Genomic DNA, 20,235 nt, shown 5'->3' with positions numbered 1-20,235 from the left:
GAGTGTTTATTAATGATGTATTTAAATATTTGGTGATGAATTTGTATCGCTGGAACCAGATTCATTTGAGTCTGACTCCTCTTTATTCTTACGGATTTTTTCAGAGGCATCTTCCACTTCGACAGCTACATCGACATAAGCATCCTCAGCCGTTTCTTTCACTTCATCTTTCAGCGTACGTGCTTCGTTTTTGATTTCTTCTGAAGCGTTGTGCAGCTGATCGCGCAATTCCTTAGCTGTTTTAGTCAAGGTCAATTTAATGTTTTCTGTTGCTGTACCGGCTGTCTGAGACATTTCACCTGATTTTACTTTGGCTTTGTCTGCATATTCCCCAGCTGATTTTTTTGAGTCGTCCATTCTTCTGCGTAAGTCTTCGCGTGTTTCTTTACCGCTTTTAGGTGCCAGTAGTAAACCTAAAGCCGCGCCTAATAAAGCTCCTTTAATAAATTTCATACAATTTCCTCCTTGGTTGATAAATGGTTAACCTTCTGTGTTAATTATAGACTAAATAGGATTTTTTTTAAATTAGAACCACTCACAGCTCAAAAGTTGATGCCCCTTTATGGCATCTTTGGATAATAATGGTGTGTTTTAAGTCTATGTCTGAGGATACCGGTGAACTGAAACAGGAAATAACCACTCAATCGTTCCAATATTGAGTGTAATCGTTTCATGTTATACTGAAAATAACTAACCAGAAATAGTGTAGAAGTAACCGTCAAAGAAGATTTCCTGGGAGGAATACCGATGAAATTTAAAAACCGTACAGATGCCGGAAAGCAATTAGCCGAAAGACTTGAAGTGACCGATGCTGATCATACCGCTGTACTGGCGTTGCCGCGGGGTGGAGTCCCTTTGGGTATCGAAATAGCAGAAAAACATCAACTGCCTTTCGATATCATATTATCAAAAAAAATAGGCCATCCGACACATTCCGAATATGCGATCGGAGCATTATCTGAACACGGTGATCCGATACTAGACGAGACTTCAGCTGAATTACTGGACCCGGAATGGCTGACGACAGAGCTTAAACGTATCCGGAATGAAATGGCCCGGCGACAGCGGACCTATTCAAAAGAACTGACAAAACAAACACTAAAAGGAAAAACCGTCATTCTTGTGGATGACGGTATCGCTACTGGCATGACGATGAAAGCGGCCATTAAAGCAGTGGAAGCTCAAGAAGCGGAAACAGTCATCGTTGCAGTGCCGGTCATTCCTAAAGACACATACCAGGAGCTGGAGAGACTGGTGGATGATGTGGTCGTCATTGAGGTGCCGGATATTTTTCAGGGAGCAGTCGGCGCCTACTATATGAGTTTTCCGCAAGTGGATGATGAGGAAGTACTGGATATGCTGCATTCTCTTGATTAAATGAATGAACCCAGACATTGAAATGCTGCTTGAATGAAACTGACAGAATTTCTCAGGCAAGTTTTCCAACGGTCTTTAAAGAGGCAGATCAGCAAACATCTTGATTTATATATGATAAAATCATAGAGACGAAACATGAGGGGGCAGATAAAATGAAAGCAATAGTAATTGAGTCCTTCGGTGGAGTAAACGAATTAAAAATGAAAGAGATCGACAAACCTGAATTAAAACCCGACCGTCTGCTGGTCGAAGTATGCGCGACGAGTGTCAATCCTGTGGATACGAAACGAAGAAGTGGTTCGTTTGGAGGAAGTCTTCCGATGATCGTAGGGAATGATGTGGCGGGTAAAGTCCTGGAAGTCGGGAAAGAGGTCACAGGTTTTGAAGTTGGAGACCGTGTGATGGCCAACGGATCTAGAACGTATGCGGAAATCGTTTCCGTTCGCCCGGACAGAACGGTGAAGCTGGATGCATCTGTTTCTTTTGAAGCAGCGGCAGCTTTGCCATTGACCGGACAAACAGCCTATGAAGCACTCGTTAGACGCGGGAATATAAAAAGTGGCGAAAAAGTGCTGATCCACGCCGGTTCAGGTGGCGTCGGATCTCTGGCTGTGCAGATAGCCAAAATAAAAGGTGCCTGGGTAGCGGCCACTGCAAGCGGAAGTAATCAGGAGCTGCTGAAGTCATTAGGTGCCGATCGTCCTGTCAATTATGAAGAGGAAAACTTTGACGAGGTCTTGGAGGATATCGACTTTGTGCTGGACACCTTAGGCGGCGATGTCCTGGAAAAAAGTCTTCTGCTTATAGAAAATAAGGGAAGACTGCTGTCGATCGCCGGGGATCCCAGCGAATATGTCAATACAGATGACGTTGATGCCGACTTTTTCTCAATGAGCCCCACACAGGAAGCGCTCAGTCAGCTGCATGAGTGGCTGGTCGAAGGCAAGCTGAACCCGGTCGTTTCTGAAGTCTTTCCTTTTACAGAAAAATCTGTCAGAGAGGCCCATAAAAAAAGTGAAACGGGTCATGTCCAAGGTAAACTGATCATTAAATTAAAGGATTAAAGCTTTTCTTAATTCTTTTTTAAAGAAGCTTGGGTATACTTGAAAAGAGTAAATAAACAAAAGCTGCAAATAGGAGGATAAGCGATTGAATATCGGAATAGATAAAATAGGTTTTTATACACCTGATCAATATGTAGATATGGAAAAACTGGCTGAAAAAAGAGGTGTTGAGCCTGCCAAATACACCATAGGGATCGGACAGGAAAGAATGGCCGTCGCTCCTCTTCATGAAGATGCAGTAAGCATGGCCGCAAACGCTGCCCTTTCTATATTAGATGAGGAAGACAGAAAAAAAATCGATCTGGTCCTGTTCGGAACAGAATCTGGTGTCGATCACTCCAAATCAGGAGCCGTCTGGGTCCACCACTTGACCGATATCCAGGAAAATGCCGGTTCATTTGAACTGAAACAAGCCTGTTACGGTGCGACAGCCGGTATAAAAATGGCGATGGGACATATTGCCCTGAACCCTGAGAGCAAGGCACTCATTTTAGGAGCAGATATCGCGAAATACGGTCTGAATACATCTGGCGAACCGACGCAAGGTGCCGGTGCAGTAGCTATGGTCCTTTCAAGTGATCCACGCATCCTGGCCCTGGATAACGATAGTGCCTCGCTGACGAAAGATATTTCGGATTTCTGGCGCCCGCTTTATTCAGATTATGCCTTTGTTGACGGAAAGTATTCTAACGAAGCCTATCTCTCGTTCCTAAAAGATGTATGGGGAAAATATAAAGAAAAAACGGCTAGAGACCTGAAAGATTTTGAAGCGGTCTGTTTCCATCTGCCGTACACGAAAATGGCGAAAAAAGCCCTTCTCAGTCTGACGGAGAATGCGCCGGAAGAAGATGCAGAACGACTGATGGGTCACTATCAGAACAGTATCGCCTACAACAAGCAAGTCGGCAACGTCTATACGGGATCCTTGTACTTGAGCATGCTTTCCCTGCTGGAACAGTCAGAAGAGCTGGCTGAAGGCTCGCGTATTGGTCTGTTCAGCTATGGTTCAGGTGCTGTCGGTGAATTTTTCAGCGGCGTCGTTCAGCCGGGATACAAAAAGTTTCTGAATAAAGAGGCGCATGAGTCTCTGTTAGATTCTCGTCAGGAGTTGTCCATCGACGAATATGAAGAACTGCTGGAAAAATCATTACCTAAAGATGGTTCTGATAGTGAAACAGATACTGATAAAATGAAAAAGGGTAAAGCTTATCTAACTGGTATAAAGGATAACCTCAGAAAATACGAAGTGAAGTAACGATCAGATAAATAAAAAGACTGAGACTGAAGGAGACGTAAGGGCGGATATTTCGATCCGTTTGCTGAACGCCTGCAGAACTCAGTCTTTTTTTGTGCTGCATCACTATTGTCTGTCGAAACAAAGCTAACTATAAATCAAAATAGTACAAGACTCATGAAAAAAGATGAAAAGGGTGCATGAATAGAAATATTCTAAGAAGTGAACATCCTGCAGCCGGCACTGGTTGTCCTTGTGGGTTGCTGGGCTGATAATACTAAAGAAACGCATACGATGTAAATGACAGAACCGGAGATCGGAGAAGCCGTCTGGGTGATCAAAGAAATTGACGAGATGCTTGTAGTCCTTTTAGAGGTCCTATAACGAAGAAGGAATCTCTCAGGCTGAATCAAAGGACTGTGATATCGCGAAAAAAGTTTATGAGAATTTAAGGATTCGATCGAATTAAAAAGAACTGTCAGCCAAGACACACCGACCTAAAGTCATTGGGAAGGCAGTTGTCTATGACTGACAGTTTTTTTAATAGAAAAGAAAGAATAAAATGGGAATGAAGATCGCCGGTACAAAATTCATGACTTTGATCCGGGTAACCTCGAGTATATTAAGTCCGAGAGCCAAAATAATCAGAGAACCGACCGCATTGATGTCATTGATCATAGGATCAGTCAAAATACTGTCGAGCCCGCTGGCGAAGAGAGTGATCACACCTTGATACACAAAAACGATAACTCCGGAAAAGAGCACACCGATGCCCATACTGGAAGCGAGGATGATACTGGTCAAACCGTCCATGACTGATTTTGTCAAGAGGATAGTATGTGTGCCAGTGAGGCCACTCTCCAGCGGTCCAACGATCGACATGGCTCCCACAGCCATAATCAGACTGCTCATCACAAATCCTTTAGATAAAGAGGCAGCGCCGTTTTTTCCAGGAAAGTGACTCTCCAGCCGGTCGCCCATCTGATTGATTTTCTTATCTAAATCAATGAGCTCGCCGATCGTCACACCGATAACCATGGAAAGGATGATATAGATCGTATTCTCTCCAGACGAGAGCCCCGTGATCCCGATATACATTGCAGAAAGAGCCAGCGCTTTCATCAACGCCTTTTCAATGTGCATGGGAATGCCTTTATTAACGAATAAACCGATGATACTTCCTGTAAAAATAGCTAGGGTATTGATGATCACTCCAAAAAACATAACATGTACTCCTTTAACTAAGCCGATAGTCTGTGTCTTTTTATTATAAATGGGATAGCGAGACTATACAAATAAGAATTAAAGGTGAGTCTATGAGAAAAATTCCATTATAATGATAGAAGAAACTGACTGGGGGTCAGTTTCACCACTTCTATACATACTTTATGCATTTTTCGAACGCTATCTGCTGCTTTTGAATAACGGGCATGCCCTTCGTGGAAGTGATAGACAGCCGAAGGGCACGCAATGGTGTCGTGCGTGCCCTTCACGGAAGAAAAAGTCAGCTGAAGGGCACGCAACGATACACTTCTTCTATATAGATTAAGTGAAAAACGATCCTCCCTATCAGAGTAGGAAGGATCGTTTTTTCTCTAGAGTTCGTTACAATAAGAATCATACAAAAGTCACCACTATATGTACTATCTTATATCTGTTTCTGACTCTTTTGTCGAGGCGTCTGACTGCTCTGCAAGCAGGTCGCGTATCTCTGCCAAGTAAGATTCGACAGTCGGGGCTTTGACTTCCGGCTCAGGCTCTGCTTCTTCTTTACGAGCCAGCTGATTGATGACTTTGATCAGTATAAAGAGCACAACAGCAACAATCAGAAAATCGATCACTGCCTGTAAAAATAAACCATATTTTAGCGTTGCCTCACCGATCTTAAAAGTCAGCTGTCCGACATTAGCATTCCCCGAAAGAGCGACGATGATCGGCGTGATGATATTATCGACGAAGGCAGTGACGATGGCCGTGAAGGAAGCACCAATAACGATACCAACGGCTAATTCGACCACATTTCCTCGCATGATAAATGCTTTAAATTCTTTCCACACGTTTTAACCCTCCTATACACTAGACTTAGTTCCAGTATACCTTATTAAGAATGTTTTGTGGGCCGGGAGTTTTAAATGACTGATGAAGTGATCCGGGCAAAGAGCCCTGCCAGATTGACATCGCAGAGAAGTTTGAGTAAGCTAGATTTTAAAGGTAAAATTTTCGATCAGAAGGTAGAGGAACAACATGCAGCGAAGTGTGAAATTATTTATAAAATATGTGAGCTTGAATATGCTGGGGATGCTTGGGATCTCTTTTTATATTCTGGCGGACACCTTTTTCATCGCTCAAGCTTTGGGGCCGAATGGGATCGCCTCATTGAACCTGAGTATTCCGGTCTTCGGGATCATGCATGGTTTTGGGCTGATGCTGGGGCTTGGAGGAGCGACGCGTTATAAGATCCTTTTATCTCAGGACAAGCAGAAGCAGGCGAAGAAAGTATATGCGCAAACACTCGTGTTCGCGCTGGCGCTGGGGCTTGTGTTCTTTCTGGTGGGTCAGTTTGGAGCGGACGGGATCGCTCGCTTCTCGGGAGCTGATTCTGAGACCTTCGATTCTACGCGCATCTATTTAACGACCATTCTGTCTTTTGCCCCTTTCTTCATTTTAAATAACAGTCTGCTTTCTTTTATCAGGAACGACGGCGATCCGACACTGGCGATGTTCGGGATGGTGATAGGCAGTGTGCTGAACGTGGTGCTGGATTATATTTTTATCTTCCCGCTTCAAATGGGGATGTTCGGCGCAGCCTTGGCGACGAGTCTGTCACCCATCATCAGTTTGAGCGTGCTGAGCATACACTTTTTCAAGCCAGTGAACAATCTTTCCTTTGCTTTTCAGAAAGTCGAGAAACGTCTGATCCATGATGTCATGTACCTGGGTTCTTCTGCCTTTGTCAATGAAATATCCGGGTCCGTCGTCATGTTTACGTTCAATACGATCATATTCTCGCTGCAAGGAAACGAAGGTCTGGCGGCTTACGGCATCATCGCGAACATCTCTTTTGTCGTCCTGTCCTTGTTTGCAGGGGTGGCTCAAGGGACCCAGCCGTTATTGAGTGAAAGCTACGGTCTGAAGGATCTCAAGCAGATCAAACAGGTCCTTGCCTTGTCTTTGGGGACGGCCTTTATCTTAAGCGGCGTAATCTATGCCGGGACCTATCTCTTCAGCGACCATCTGATTTTAGCCTTCAACAGTGAACAGAATGCCCATATAGCGGATATGGCCACCACAGGGCTGTTGATCTATTTTGCCGGCTTCTTTTTCGCTGGTCTCAATATCGTTTCGACCAGCTACTTTGGGGCGACCGATCAGCCGAAACGCTCGCTGTTCTTTTCGATGCTTAGAGGCGGGATCATCATCGTGCCTTTGGTGTTAGTGCTGAGTCAGCTTTACGGTATGGTTGGTGTGTGGCTGTCTTTTGTCCTGGCAGAAATGCTGGTTCTGGGACTGATTGCCTGGAAGATGAATCCTAATAAACGGGTGAAAAGGAAGAAGAGGATCGGGTAAAGAACCCGGTCCTTTTTTAATTCTCTCTAAAATAGAAGCAGGAGATATGATATACTACGATTAAAGTTAAGCGATTACATTGACTGATTTGTAATAGGAAACTAAACGCTAAAACCATATGTCAACTTACTTACAGGAGGACTTGAAGCATGCCCGAGACTAAAAAGCTTATTCACGTCAACGATGAAAAACTGGAGTTCCACTTGACCAATCAGCACGTCAGTTATATTTTCAGAGTGTTTGAAAAAAGCAGACAGCTGGAACATCTGTATTTTGGGAAGCATATCCATCACCGGGGCTCCTTTGATTTTCTTATTGAAAGAGAACCCCGTTCGTCTATCAACCTGAATGAGAGAGATTATACATCGTCTCTGGAACACATCAAACAGGAATATCCGGGATTCGGGACCACAGATTTCCGTTATCCGGCCTACGAACTAGAGTATCCGGAAGGCGATCATATTTCTCATCTTGTTTATGATTCCTATAAGATCCATGAAGGAAAGCCGAAACTGGACGGGATGCCGGCCACTTATACAGAATCAGCTGATGAAGCCCAGACGCTGGAAGTGGTGTTGAAAGATACGCACTCCAGTTTAGCGATTAGTCTGTTTTATACGGTGTTTCAGGACCGGGCTGTGATCACCCGCAGTGCCAGGTTCCATAATTCAGGCGACAAAACGATGAAACTGAACCATGCGATGTCGTTGAGCATCGATTTTCCTGACAAAGATTTCGAGATGATCCACTTGAACGGGGCCTGGGCGAGAGAGAACCATATCGAAAGGCAGCCCTTGTTCAAAGGGGTGCAGTCCATATCAAGCGCGCGCGGCGCAAGCAGTCACATGCATAATCCATTCTTTGCGCTGGCCCGGCCGGAAACGACTGAACGACAGGGTGAAGTCTACGGCTTCAGTCTGGTCTACAGCGGCAATCACTTGGGACAGGTGGAAGTGGACACCTACAATGTGACGCGGGCAACGATGGGGATCAACCCGTATCAGTTTCAGTGGAAGTTGAGACCGGATGAGACCTTTCAGACGCCTGAAGTGGTCCTGGTCTATTCAGATAAAGGCATTAATGGCATGAGTCAGACGTATCATGACTTGTACCGCAATCGCCTTGCCCGAGAACCCTGGAAGAATCAGACCCGCCCGATCCTGATCAACAACTGGGAAGCCACATATTTCGATTTCAATGAAGAAAAGATTATAGAACTGGCGGAAAAAGCTAAAGATGCCGGGGTGGAACTCTTTGTCCTGGATGACGGCTGGTTCGGTGAACGGAACGATGATACGAGTTCTTTAGGTAACTGGACGGAAAACAGATCCAAACTGCCGCATGGTATCGAAGGTCTATCTGAGAAGATCCATGCGCTGGGACTGAAGTTCGGGTTATGGTTCGAACCGGAAATGATAAACAAAGACACGCCGCTTTATCAGGAACATCCGGAGTGGGTGATCCATATGCCGGCCAAACCGATGTCGCATGGCCGAAACCAGTTTGTCCTCGATTTTTCCAATCCCGATGTGGTGGATGCCTTGTTCAGTCAAATGGACACGATCCTGGCCAAAGGGAATATCGACTACATCAAATGGGACATGAATCGCTATATCACGGAACCCTTCTCGACCATCCTCCCGCATGACCAGCAGGGGGAGCTCTATCACCGCTATATTTTAGGAGTGTATGCCTTATATGAGAAACTATTGGACAAGTACCCTGACTTATTGATCGAATCCTGTGCCGGCGGGGGCGGACGTTTCGACCCGGGCTTACTGTATTATGCACCGCAGGCCTGGACGAGTGATGACACCGATGCAGTCGAAAGGCTGAAGATCCAGTACGGGACCTCTCTGGTCTATCCGCTGTCGAGTATCGGTAGCCATGTGTCAGCCATTCCGAACCATCAGGTGGGGCGCACGACGTCTCTGGATATGCGGAGTGCAGTGGCTTATTTTGGGACATTTGGTTATGAACTGGATGTGACGCAGCTGACTGAGCGGGAAATGGATCAGATGAAAGCCCAGATCGCTTTCTTCAAAGAAAACCGCCAGCTTGTTCACGAAGGGACCTTTTATCGTCTTTCGAGTCCGTTTGACGGCAATGACACAGCCTGGATGGTCGTTTCAGATGATAAGAAAGAAGCACTGGTGGGATTCTATCAGGTCCTCGCCCAGCCGAATCCGACCTACAGCCGCCTGAAACTGGCTGGATTGGATGAAGAGACTGTCTATTCGATCGATCCGGACGGCGAAGAACGTTACGGGTCTGACTTGAATACGATCGGTCTGCTTTTCAGTGAAAACGAAAGACAGCGCGGCCATTTCTGGTCGAAAAATGGAAAGACCGACTTCCACAGCTGGATCGTGAAATTGTCGGCAAAAGACTAGCAGTTTTTAAACTATTAACAGAGTACCTGAATGCCGGATAAATTCTGGCGTTCAGGTGCTTTTTTCTGTGAGTCAGTTCAAATGGTTTGTTTCCTGCTGATCATGAGCCGTATAATAACAGTAAGAAGGGAATCAATTGACAAGACTTTAAAGGCGTGTTAGGTTATATATAACGATTACAAACGTAAACGATAGTTAAACAAACTAAGGGGATGAGTGAAATGTCAGAGAAACATCATGCTGATCATAATGAAGAGCAAGAGATGAACAATCACGACCAGTCGAATCGCTCTGATCACGAGGATATGAATCATGAACATCACGACAGCGAGGGTGAAGGCCATCACGGTCACGCTGCACACGGCGGCCATGAAGGCCACCATGATCATCACGCCCATATGGTTGAGGATTTCAAGAAACGGTTCTGGATATCTCTTGTGATATCCGTTCCGATCGCCATCCTGGCGCCGATGCTGCAGCATTTATTCGGGTTTGAAGTGTCTTTCCCTGGGTCGGATCTGGTCCTGTTTGCACTCGCCACCTTTGTGTTCTTTTACGGCGGAAAACCGTTTCTCACCGGGCTGAAATCAGAAGTCATCGACGATCATACGCCCGGGATGATGACGCTGATCTCTTTAGCCATCACGACGTCCTACGTCTACAGTACGCTGACCACCTTTTTCATTGAAGGCAGTGACTTTTACTTCGAACTGGCCACTTTGATCGTTGTGATGCTCTTAGGGCACTGGATCGAGATGCGTTCGCAGATGGGTGCTTCCAAAGCACTGGAAGAACTGATCAACCTGATGCCGAACGATGCACATAAACTGGATGAGGACGGCAATACCGCGGATGTATCTGTGGAAGAGCTGCATCCGGGAGATAAGATTCTAGTCAAGTCCGGGGAAAAAGTCCCTTTGGATGGTAAGATCCTGGAAGGAAGCTCATCGATCGACGAATCGATGCTGACCGGGGAATCTGTTCCGGTCGAGAAGAAAGAAGGACAGGAGGTCATCGGCGGATCCATCAACGGTCAAGGGGTGCTGACTGTCGAGGTCAGTAAAGTCGGAGAAGAAACGTATCTCTCACAAGTGGTCGACATGGTCAGAAATGCCCAGGCCACGAAATCGAAAGCCCAAGGATTTGCGGACAAAGCAGCGAAATGGCTCTTTTATGTGGCGCTTGGCGCGGGTCTTTTAACGATGCTTTACTGGGTGAACGTTTCCGATTTCGAATTTGCCCTGGAGAGGACCGTTACCGTTCTGATTATCGCCTGTCCGCATGCCTTGGGTCTGGCGATGCCTCTGGTGAGTTCCGTCTCTACCTCCATTGCGGCTCAAAAAGGACTGCTGATCAGAAACCGGACGCAGTTCGAATCCGCACGCACCATCGACAAGATCGTCTTTGATAAAACAGGGACCTTGACCGAAGGGACCTTTGGCGTCGATGCTGTGATCCCGGAAGACGGCATATCGGAAGAAGATCTGCTTCAACTGGCCTATTCTGTGGAAAGTCAATCCGATCACCCCATCGCCAAAGGAATCGTGCGCGAAGGTGAAGAGAAAAACGTTCAGCGTCTGGGTGTGACAGATTACAACAATCTGACTGGAAAAGGGCTGGAAGCGAAAATCGCTGAAGACACGGTATCAGTTTTAAGTCCGGGAGCCATGAAAGAAGAAGGGATAACCTTTGATGAAGACCGCTATAACGATCTGTCCCAGCAGGGGAAAACCGTCGTCTTTGTGCTGAAAAACAAGAAACTGCAGGGCATGATCGCGCTCAGTGACATCATCCGCGAATCCTCTTATAAAGTGATCCGTGAACTGACAGAGATGGGCATCGACACGGTCATGATCACCGGGGATAACCAGCGTGTGGCAGATGGTGTGGGTAAAGAACTCGGGCTGACTGAAGTGATCGCCGAAGTGCTGCCGGATCAGAAGTCAGAACATATCAAACGCCTGCAGGAAGACGGATCACAACAAGTTGCCATGGTTGGTGACGGCATCAATGATGCGCCGGCTCTCGCTGCCGCAGACATCGGAATCGCCATCGGAGCCGGAACGGACGTCGCGATCGAAACGGCGGATGTCATTCTGGTCAACAGTGATCCGAGAGATGTCCTGAATGCCTTGAATCTCTCGAAAGCCACCCATCGCAAAAACATCCAGAATCTATGGTGGGCCGCAGGATACAACATTATTGCGATTCCGCTGGCAGCCGGTATCCTGTACTATCAGGGCATCATCATCACGCCGGCGATCGGAGCCGCCGTGATGTCCTTGAGTACGGTCATCGTTGCCGTCAATGCACGCCTGCTCAGTATGGACGACGAGTCAGAAGATGAAAAAGAAATGAAACCAGCAGCCGAAAGCAAGTAACCTGGATAAAGTAAAAAAGCACGAAGGATAGGAGAAGTCACTCGTAGTGATCTCTCATAACCTTCGTGCTTTTTTGTGCCGATAGAGAAGTTCGGATAGCTTATCGGGATTTTTCCTGACCTATAAAAAGTCCTAATTAGACCCTACTCACTTTTAGGCGAGCAGGACCCTCTGTTCATACCTACTCATCAGAGGAAGTATCTTAGGCAGGCGGTAGGAAAAGAATGCAGTCAGAGAAAGAAGAGAACCTTCATGTCGAAGGTTCTCCTAAATGTATGATTTTATTTTTCGAATTCTTCCAGTATGTTCAGCAGGATATTTTTGGCGCGCTGAAGATTTTTGTGCTTGGAATGTTTGAGGATGTCAGCGACTTGCTGGACATGATCCCCTTTGGCTCCGGCACTGATAGCCAGGGAACGGGCATGGAGCCCCATGTGACCTTTCTGGATACCTTCAGTGACAAGCGCGCGGACAGCCGCAAAATTTTGTGCGAGACCGACTGAAACGATCACCCGCTCGAGCTTGTGTGCTTTGGGATGACCCATGATCGAATGGGCCAGTTTAGCAGCAGGATGAAAGGAAATCGAACCGCCCACTGTTCCGACTGGCAAAGGCAGAGTCAATTCGCCGACCAAGTCGCCCGCTTCGTTTTTTGACCAGGACGTTAAGGAGCGGTATTGTCCTGAACGGCTGGCGTAAGCATGTACACCGGCTTCGATCGCCCGCCAGTCATTGCCGGATGCCAGAACGACAGCATCGACCCCGTTCATGATCCCTTTATTATGCGTCACGGCACGGTAGGGATCGATCGTTGCGACCTGAGTAGCCTCGATGATGCGGTCTCTGACTTCTTCGCCTGAAAAGTCTTGGGTTTTCAGCTTATGTGCCGGGATGACACACTTGGATGTGGCCAGACATTCCGTTGCATAATTCGTCAGGATGCGGAGCAGGGCTGTGCCGCCGGTCAGTTCTTCGATGTAAGGGGCAATGCCTTCCATCATCGTGTTGACGATGTTCGCGCCCATGGCCTCCTGTGTGTCTACATGGATATGGACGGATAAATAGGAAGGGATACCGCTGTCTGTATCATCTTCCAGGAGACGAACGTCCAGATTCTTCGCTCCGCCCCCGCGTTTTACTATAGAAGGATAGGCTTCATTAGCCCGGCTGAGGATCTTCTGCTTCGCTTCCGCAACGTTGTTTGTCGCTTCTTCTATATCCGGAACGTTTTTTAATGTCACCTGGCCGATCATCATTCTATGAATGACTGTTGTCTTGAATCCACCGGCCGAACCGATGATCTTTGCGGCAAAACTGGATGCGGCAATGACGGACGGTTCTTCTATAGCCATAGGAACGACCAGTTCTTCCTTGTCGATCATATAATTCATGGCAACGCCCAGGGGCATGGAATAATTGCCGATATAGTTTTCGATCATATGACTGCCCGTCTCAGGGTCGAGTTCCAGTGTCCGGTCCAGGAGCCTGTCTTTTTCTTTCTTAGAAATCACACCGGCTAAAAATAAGGAATCAATTTTATCGTCATGATTTTTTTTGTAAAATTTAGTTAAATGTGTCGTATCCATCGTATCGGTCCTTCCTTATTCTGTCCCTTTCATTATGAACGATTTCACGAAAAAAGAAAAGTAGGAGTCCGTAAACTTTAAAAAAGGTTTACATTTGATTCATCATCTTGTATAATCAAATAGGTAATGACCCATTACGGTTCCTTAGCTCAGTTGGGAGAGCACTACCTCGACAAGGTAGGGGTCGCTGGTTCGAGCCCAGTAGGGACCATTGATAGTATTAGTTTTATTGAGATTAAAACTAAAATTAAAAAGAGACGGTAACGACTTACTGATTTAAATAATCAGAAAAAGTTATACCGTCTCTTTTTGTATACCAGTATTTACATGAGTATACCTAACTGTAAAAAGCTACAACCCCCATTAAGTCTTTATTTAGAGTTATGCATTCATTCTATATAAATAAAACATTATAAGTATTGACATTAATTTATTAATGATTATACTAGGATTATCATAAGATAAATACAAAAATGTAAACGTTATAAATAGTACAACATTTGAGAAGAAGCGGTGAATTTTAATGTTTAAATTTACAAAGAAGTCTATTATTATGTTAGCTAGCTTGTCACTAATTGCTACCCATACTCCACTAAAAGTAGCTGCTCAGTCCGCTACAATACCAGAAAAATCAGCAACTGTTAACTTACAAAGTAGTGAAATTCTAAGACCGTATGATTTTGATGATTTTGACTATCAGTCTTTTCTAGATGAAATGGTACGTGAAATAAAGGAAGAAACAGGAGAAGAGATATCTGCTGTTTTAGATCAGAATTCAAACGTCGTAATATCATACTACAATGAAGATAATGAGAAGTCTGAAATAGTAGTCGATCCTGTTACAAGTGAAGCAATTATTGATGGTATTGATTACGGTGAAATAATAGAGACAGAAACTTTTGTCGATTATAGTAAAGTAGAAAATTTTTCTATAATGTCCACTTCTGATTGGAGTCCAGTTTATTACCATACTACTAGAAATACTATTAAGAAATTAACTGGAGATTTGTCTCGAGGAGCGATATACACCGCTTTGATAATCACGGCAGTCGTGTCAGTTGCGAGTGGAATTGGTTTAACCGCTCCAGTTTTATTAAGTAGAGCAAAAACTGCATTAACTTCTTTTGGATTTTCCGTGGCTTCAACTCTAACAGGAGACTTACTTAATGGGAGCTGGTCTTACGACACCTACAGAACTAAGGGTTTAGTCTCTACTGGTGGAAGTTCTTATAAGCAGCGTGCCTATAGATACCAAAACGGTTCTTTCAGAGCGAATTTCAAGATTGGTAATTACACTAGTCCTACATGGATTACTCGAGGTAAAACTGGAGCTTGGTGGTTTGCCACCAGACCGTATTAACGATGAATATGTCAGTATATTTTTGGGGAGCAGCCATCTTTTTTCTATGCTATGGTATTAAATATAGAAAAAAGAATGAAAGAGATATAAGATTTCCATTTACCTACAGTATTCTTTTTTCTGCTTTTTCTGCATTTGAAGCTTATGATTATATTATTGGAAAATTGCTGGTTGGTTTGATTATAATAGTTCTCATTGTAATTGACTTCTTTTTTACAAAAAGGTGATAAATTTTATACGACGCATAAAATGTGGGTACGTAAGTATTTGCTAAGCTCTCTGGATTACCCCAGAGAGCTTTTTTTACTTAAAAACCTAATCTAAAGTTTAACAATGTTTCACTGATTTCGTCTTCATTTATTCGGATATAGCGTTTTGTGATTTTTTCACTGCTATGACCAAATATCTCCATGAGGGTCGCCAAATCTTTCGTTTTCTTATAATAATGATACCCAAACGTCTTGCGTAGCGTGTGCGTGCCGATATCGTCTCTTCCTAAGAGCTTGGCGACCTTCTGAAACATTTGATAGACCGTATTCACTTCTAAACGGCCCCCCTTTACTGCTGGGGAAGAGATAATCGTCCGGGTCCAGGGCTTTAGTGTACTCCTGGATTAAATCCTGAAGGCTCCCTAAATAGAGTATGCGAATTTTCCCCGTCTTTTGTTCCACGATACGGGGATTTTTTGACGTTAAAATGTCCTTACTAATGGGACTAGTTTTTCTGGTCTTACTGGGCATGCAGGTATTGCTATTTCTGATACTCAAATTCTATCTATAGCTGGATATGGTTCAAAACCCGCTACTTGGTCTATAGCAAACAGGGGAAAAAATACCACAAGGAATCTAATAGTTGGTCTAAGGTTTACAGAGTTAACAACCCTATAGACGCAGTAACAACGTATCTTGGGCAAAGAAAACATATCAAAACTCTAATGCTATTTATGATCTTTCTCTGAATTATGCCGGTACTAAATATACTTACTGTTCGAAGATCGTTTGGCAGGCCTATCGCTATGGTGCTGGTATACATACAGTAACTGTACCTAACGGGTTAATTGTATTACCTTATAGTTTACCTAACTACTTCAATAGTGGTATGGGTTTAAAACAAGTTTCTAATTTATAAACTAATCTAATCTATCGTTTATATTTTTTAGTAACTATAATAACAATGCTAAGAAAAAGAATTAGAAACCAACTATCCCCCACTAAAAATCCTCCTAATTTTTATTAAATGTAAAAAAAACTACATCACTCCTTACGGTACAATGCTTCTAAACACTGGAAACATGTGCAGGAGGAACTCATATGAGACAAGTATATTTTGGCATTACATAGACTTTGTGAAAATTTCAGGGCTGGTATTTTCTTAAAATAAAAAATATTATCATACCAATAGTTAAACCAACTAAACCGGATATAATAAATCTCGGAAAAGTATCTAAATGGTTGATTGGCAACAATTCTAATATAACGGCAATGGCAATTGGCATTACGGCATGTGCCACTTTATTTTTTTCATTTTATTGTAGATACACTACCGCAACTCTCACTCCTATTTGAGGTCCTAAGGCAGTATAACTGGTATATGTTCTACCAGTTATACTTATACCATTAGAAGCTACCCCGATTATCAAACCTGAAGCCGTTGAAAGAAATCCAACTAATGCACTCGACTTAACACCAATGCCACTAAGAGCAGCAGCAGCAACAGTAGGAATATTTAAAAGAGCTCCTGATACTGCTCCAACTCCAGTGCCTAACAAAAGGGTTGTAAGAGTGGAGTTTAGGTGTAAACTAAATGTATTGTTATTAACTCTAGTAAAAATTGTGTGCCCGGCTAGAATAGACACCATATCACTATTGTTTCCGGTACTCAGTTCTTCGATATCTGGTTGAACGACTTCGACAGTTAGTTGATCACTTTCTTCATTTTCTTGGTTAATTTCTTCTTCAGTAAGATAATCTTCTATATTATAACCATCAGCTTCTAAAGCGTCGAATATTTCTTGGTTTGAAACTTTGACTATTTCAGTATGAGAGTTCTCAGTATCTTCAGTTGAAACTGATACAGATGGTTGTTCTTGGGCACTAACATAAAGAAAAACTCGTTTATAACTTTTCTATTTTAAAAATTATTTTCTGATTTTTATATTACCTATCAAGTGAGGTGCATGTGTCAGTAGGGATTTCTTTTTGAAAAAGTTTATACAGACGCTCTCAACGAAAACGATAACCAGTTGAATATGGGGCTTTTCTGCATTCCCCGCAACTGCATACGTTTAATTGGTTTTCTGGATTCTGATGAGGGGATATAGTCATGCTAAAGAAGCAATTCTAAAACCACTTTCCGCTATGTTATACTAATATAAAATAAATAAAGGAGCATCAGAATGAAAGTAGTCATTATAGGCGCGTCTTTTGCTGGAATAGCTGCGGCTTTAGAAGTGCGGAAACACCATACCGACGCAAATATTGTTTTGTTGGAAAAGCAAGCCACATTAGCCTATATTCCAAACGGGCTGCATTTATATTGGGGAAACCAAATTGATGATTTGAATGCTGCTCGCTTTATTACAGAAGAGCAACTGCGACAACACACCATTGAGTACTATTTAGGCGCCACCGTTCAAAACATTAATACTGATCAAAAGATCATCGCGTATGATTACCTGGAGCAGGAGGAACTGGTAGCTTATGACAAATTGATCATTGCCGCTGGATCAAGACAACTTTCTGAAAAAATCGATGGCAGTGCTCAGGATAGCGTACTAAAGTATAAGCGTTACGGAGAAGCTCAAGCAGCTTTATCTAAAGTGAAAGAGAGCCAGCATGTTACAATTATTGGCGGAGGCCAAGTTGGAGTAGAAGCAGCCGATCTGTTGACTAAACAACAGAAAAAGATAACGTTGATCGAAAGTATGGACTATGTTTTGTTTAAGTATCTGGACGAAGATATGATTCAGCCACTTGAACAGAAAATGATAGAAAATGGCATTGATTTAAGGTTGGGGCAAACAGTCTCTTCTATAGACATGGAATCTAATCATAATTTGACGGTCCGACTTGGTGATGATTCCGTAATAAGTGACGCTGTTATCATGAGTGTAAATGTCAGGCCTAATTTACCTTTTTTAGATACGCGCATTAAAAGACATACAGATCAGACGATAGCGGTTGACCGTTATTTAAGAACATCAGTCGAGGATGTCTTTGCGGTCGGTGACTGTATCCAGTTATCAGGACCTGATGAAGACATGGTCTATATCCCGCTGATCAATAATGCTGTAAGAACAGGGATCGTTGCAGCCGCAAATTTGATTGAACCTGTACTTGAATTCAAAGGGTCTTTACGTACAATCGGAACGTCTATTTTCGGCTATTATATTGCCAGTACCGGGATGACCGAGGCTGAAAGCTTATTTACTAACCATACGATCGAAACTTACCGTCAGGAAGTGCCACTGACCAGTCTTCCTCATTCAGATACAGTGATACTGAAGTGGGTCTACGATGCCACTACCCATGTCTTGCTCGGGGCACAGATGATCTCAAAAGCCAATATGTTAGAGAAAATCAATACGCTGGCTTTGGCTATTCAAACCAAACAAACCTTGGAAGACCTGCAGCAGACAGACTATTTTTTCCATCCTTCATACTCCCAGATGATGACAACGACAAATCTTGTGTCCTGGATGGGCGAGAGGGTTGATAAAGATGAAAGTTGAACACTTCCTTGAGAAAAATGAAGTGAGAGAAATTACAATCTTCAATCAGCTCGTTTTGAATCACGGCGTCCTATCCTACAAAGATATGCTGGATCATCTCGCGGTCTCAAAAGCTTCCCTTGATAATGATCTGGAATCTATTGCCGCTCGGATGAGTGATTTTGATAAACAGGTTTATATTCAGTATGACGGCCAAAATATCGAGCTGATAATGGGTGATCATATCTCATTGCAGCATATATACCGACTCTATTTAGACCAGTCCATTAAAATCAAAATCATTAATTACTTATTCAAGCATCAGAAATTCTCGATCACTCAGTTAACACTAAAACTGGCGATAAGTGAATCGTCTTTGTTTCGTAAAATCAGAGATCTAAACAGTCATCTTAAAGAATTTGGCATCAAGATTCGTAATGGGCAGCTGCATGGAGAAGAATTGCAGATCCGATACTTTTATTTTCATTTCTATTCTTATATAGAAGATAAAACAACATTATTCACTGTACATGCTGACAGTCAGATGATTCAAACGATGCAATCTCTTGAAAATTTTTTGAAAGTCACGATTCTCCCCGAGAACAGAGAGCGACTGAGTACCTGGCTGTTCATCAGCAAGTCACGTATCACAATTAAAAATCAGAAACACAAATATTTGCGTGAGAAGATGAAGCCTTATGTGAAAGACCCTTTGTATCATAAAATACAAGTCATGATCCTCCGTTACTTTAGCCGGTATTCGATTGAAGTGGACGAAGGAGAGGCTATGCTTCATTTTGTTTTTTTACTCGCGTTTCCCATACTGACTGAAGATGACTTTCATGAATATACCCTGATTCGGGATCGGCATGCACCGGTCGCTGCATTAGATATGTATATAGCTGAGACCATTATCAATCACTTTAAGTTTCGCAAGTTGCCTTATATGCTGGAGAGAGAAATCTATTACCATTTAACACATATACACACCCAGTTGTACTTTTTCCAGGGCGATATCGAGCGCTTCGAATACAGATATATTTCAGCTAAGGAGAAACAAATCTTCGGAGATAATTTGGTCACTTTTTCCAGAGAAATAATAGGAACGAGTATAAAGAGGTTTAGGGTCGAAGCGGGAGACGACAATAGCTTGATTAAAATGGGAGTGTTTAAGTACATTAATTTACTGCTCCTTCTTTCCTTTAAGATGGCTAAAGTCTTACAGATCGGAATTGATTTGAAGATGGACGAGTTATACAAAGAAACGCTCAGCGAATTGCTGATACTTAAGATGAGTCCTATCCAAGGGATTCATATTGAACGCTATGAGCCGAACAAAGAGTACGACCTTATCCTGACGAATGATAAAACCTCAGACCTAAGTGGTTACGAAGGTGCGCGAGTATACGTCCTTTCTGAAGTTTTGTCATCTTTTGATCTGGCGAATATCCAACGCATTATTCAAGAGCTGAATACTTAAAACAAGTGCAGTGTATTCTGTCGCTTGTTTTTTTTCGCTTAAATACGCTATATGACAACAGAATTTTAGTCAAAAATCAGGAAT

At 43.4% G+C, this 20,235-nt stretch carries 13 protein-coding genes, 1 tRNA gene and 1 pseudogene; 10 read left to right on the top strand and 5 right to left on the bottom strand.

The window, feature by feature from the left end:
• Positions 1 to 21 precede the first annotated feature (21 nt).
• A complete protein-coding gene (locus tag AB4027_RS11680) occupies positions 22 to 453 on the bottom strand; it encodes a YtxH domain-containing protein (protein WP_091490312.1) in 432 nt (143 codons plus the stop codon).
• A gap of 294 nt (positions 454 to 747) precedes the next feature.
• Between AB4027_RS11680 and AB4027_RS11675 the strand changes: the two genes are divergently transcribed.
• The 3 genes from AB4027_RS11675 (at position 748) to AB4027_RS11665 (ending at position 3,696) form a co-directional block, all read left to right on the top strand.
• The gene (locus AB4027_RS11675) at positions 748 to 1,377 is read left to right on the top strand and encodes a phosphoribosyltransferase (protein ID WP_368645476.1); all 630 of its coding nucleotides are present in this window, start codon (positions 748 to 750) and stop codon (positions 1,375 to 1,377) included.
• Between the two features lie 152 nt (positions 1,378 to 1,529).
• Positions 1,530 to 2,441, top strand: coding sequence for an NADP-dependent oxidoreductase (locus AB4027_RS11670; RefSeq protein ID WP_091490309.1), 912 nt, complete (start codon positions 1,530 to 1,532; stop codon positions 2,439 to 2,441).
• A gap of 85 nt (positions 2,442 to 2,526) precedes the next feature.
• Positions 2,527 to 3,696, top strand: a complete 1,170-nt coding sequence (locus AB4027_RS11665; protein ID WP_368645475.1) for a hydroxymethylglutaryl-CoA synthase — start codon at positions 2,527 to 2,529, stop codon at positions 3,694 to 3,696.
• A gap of 519 nt (positions 3,697 to 4,215) precedes the next feature.
• On the opposite strand, the gene AB4027_RS11660 is transcribed toward AB4027_RS11665, so the two are convergent.
• Together AB4027_RS11660 and mscL are read right to left on the bottom strand one after the other, a co-directional pair.
• Complete coding sequence (locus AB4027_RS11660; RefSeq protein WP_091490304.1) at positions 4,216 to 4,899, bottom strand: DUF554 domain-containing protein; 684 nt, start codon at positions 4,897 to 4,899, stop codon at positions 4,216 to 4,218.
• Between the two features lie 419 nt (positions 4,900 to 5,318).
• Positions 5,319 to 5,732, bottom strand: coding sequence for a large-conductance mechanosensitive channel protein MscL (gene mscL / locus AB4027_RS11655; protein ID WP_177165539.1), 414 nt, complete (start codon positions 5,730 to 5,732; stop codon positions 5,319 to 5,321).
• 187 nt (positions 5,733 to 5,919) lie between these two features.
• On the opposite strand from mscL, the gene AB4027_RS11650 reads away from it, so the two are divergent.
• The 3 genes from AB4027_RS11650 (at position 5,920) to AB4027_RS11640 (ending at position 12,016) form a co-directional block, all read left to right on the top strand.
• Positions 5,920 to 7,242 (top strand): MATE family efflux transporter, encoded by a 1,323-nt coding sequence (locus tag AB4027_RS11650; protein ID WP_368645474.1) that lies wholly within the window; start codon positions 5,920 to 5,922, stop codon positions 7,240 to 7,242.
• Positions 7,243 to 7,391: 149 nt separating this feature from the next.
• Entirely contained in the window at positions 7,392 to 9,635 is a 2,244-nt protein-coding gene (locus AB4027_RS11645; RefSeq protein WP_368645473.1) for an alpha-galactosidase, read from the top strand.
• Positions 9,636 to 9,856: 221 nt separating this feature from the next.
• Positions 9,857 to 12,016, top strand: coding sequence for a copper-translocating P-type ATPase (locus AB4027_RS11640; RefSeq protein WP_368645472.1), 2,160 nt, complete (start codon positions 9,857 to 9,859; stop codon positions 12,014 to 12,016).
• A 281-nt stretch (positions 12,017 to 12,297) separates the two neighbouring features.
• Here AB4027_RS11640 and AB4027_RS11635 read toward each other — a convergent pair whose 3' ends face one another.
• Positions 12,298 to 13,602, bottom strand: a complete 1,305-nt coding sequence (locus AB4027_RS11635; protein ID WP_368645471.1) for a hydroxymethylglutaryl-CoA reductase, degradative — start codon at positions 13,600 to 13,602, stop codon at positions 12,298 to 12,300.
• A gap of 138 nt (positions 13,603 to 13,740) precedes the next feature.
• On the opposite strand from AB4027_RS11635, the gene AB4027_RS11630 reads away from it, so the two are divergent.
• Positions 13,741 to 13,813 (top strand) — tRNA-Val (locus tag AB4027_RS11630).
• 312 nt (positions 13,814 to 14,125) lie between these two features.
• Complete coding sequence (locus AB4027_RS11625; RefSeq protein ID WP_368645470.1) at positions 14,126 to 14,962, top strand: hypothetical protein; 837 nt, start codon at positions 14,126 to 14,128, stop codon at positions 14,960 to 14,962.
• A gap of 307 nt (positions 14,963 to 15,269) precedes the next feature.
• Here AB4027_RS11625 and AB4027_RS11620 read toward each other — a convergent pair.
• A pseudogene (locus tag AB4027_RS11620) lies at positions 15,270 to 15,666 on the bottom strand (tyrosine-type recombinase/integrase); the annotation flags it as partial.
• A 1,691-nt stretch (positions 15,667 to 17,357) separates the two neighbouring features.
• On the opposite strand from AB4027_RS11620, the gene AB4027_RS11615 reads away from it, so the two are divergent.
• Together AB4027_RS11615 and AB4027_RS11610 are read left to right on the top strand one after the other, a co-directional pair.
• Complete coding sequence (locus AB4027_RS11615; protein WP_368645469.1) at positions 17,358 to 18,692, top strand: FAD-dependent oxidoreductase; 1,335 nt, start codon at positions 17,358 to 17,360, stop codon at positions 18,690 to 18,692.
• Positions 18,682 to 20,151 carry a helix-turn-helix domain-containing protein gene (locus AB4027_RS11610; RefSeq protein WP_368645468.1) on the top strand — a complete coding sequence of 490 codons (1,470 nt, stop codon included), beginning with the start codon at positions 18,682 to 18,684 and terminating at the stop codon, positions 20,149 to 20,151. Before AB4027_RS11615 ends, AB4027_RS11610 begins: the two co-directional genes overlap by 11 nt.
• Positions 20,152 to 20,235 lie beyond the last annotated feature (84 nt).

Source organism: Alkalibacterium putridalgicola, assembly GCF_040959045.1.
Taxonomy (GTDB): Bacteria; Bacillota; Bacilli; order Lactobacillales; family Carnobacteriaceae_A; genus Alkalibacterium; species Alkalibacterium putridalgicola.
Note: the sequence above shows the minus strand (reverse complement) of the source record. Positions and strands in the feature narration are given on the sequence as shown.

Bases quoted from the DNA above. Each gene is read 5' to 3' on its own strand.
- AB4027_RS11610 (WP_368645468.1), top strand. From the start codon at position 18,682: ATGAAAGTTGAACACTTCCTTGAGAAAAATGAAGTGAGAGAAATTACA.
- AB4027_RS11675 (WP_368645476.1), top strand. From the start codon at position 748: ATGAAATTTAAAAACCGTACAGATGCCGGAAAGCAATTAGCCGAAAGA.
- AB4027_RS11660 (WP_091490304.1), bottom strand. From the start codon at position 4,899: ATGTTTTTTGGAGTGATCATCAATACCCTAGCTATTTTTACAGGAAGT.
- AB4027_RS11645 (WP_368645473.1), top strand. From the start codon at position 7,392: ATGCCCGAGACTAAAAAGCTTATTCACGTCAACGATGAAAAACTGGAG.
- AB4027_RS11640 (WP_368645472.1), top strand. From the start codon at position 9,857: ATGTCAGAGAAACATCATGCTGATCATAATGAAGAGCAAGAGATGAAC.
- AB4027_RS11650 (WP_368645474.1), top strand. From the start codon at position 5,920: ATGCAGCGAAGTGTGAAATTATTTATAAAATATGTGAGCTTGAATATG.
- AB4027_RS11680 (WP_091490312.1), bottom strand. From the start codon at position 453: ATGAAATTTATTAAAGGAGCTTTATTAGGCGCGGCTTTAGGTTTACTA.
- AB4027_RS11625 (WP_368645470.1), top strand. From the start codon at position 14,126: ATGTTTAAATTTACAAAGAAGTCTATTATTATGTTAGCTAGCTTGTCA.
- AB4027_RS11615 (WP_368645469.1), top strand. From the start codon at position 17,358: ATGAAAGTAGTCATTATAGGCGCGTCTTTTGCTGGAATAGCTGCGGCT.
- AB4027_RS11635 (WP_368645471.1), bottom strand. From the start codon at position 13,602: ATGGATACGACACATTTAACTAAATTTTACAAAAAAAATCATGACGAT.
- AB4027_RS11670 (WP_091490309.1), top strand. From the start codon at position 1,530: ATGAAAGCAATAGTAATTGAGTCCTTCGGTGGAGTAAACGAATTAAAA.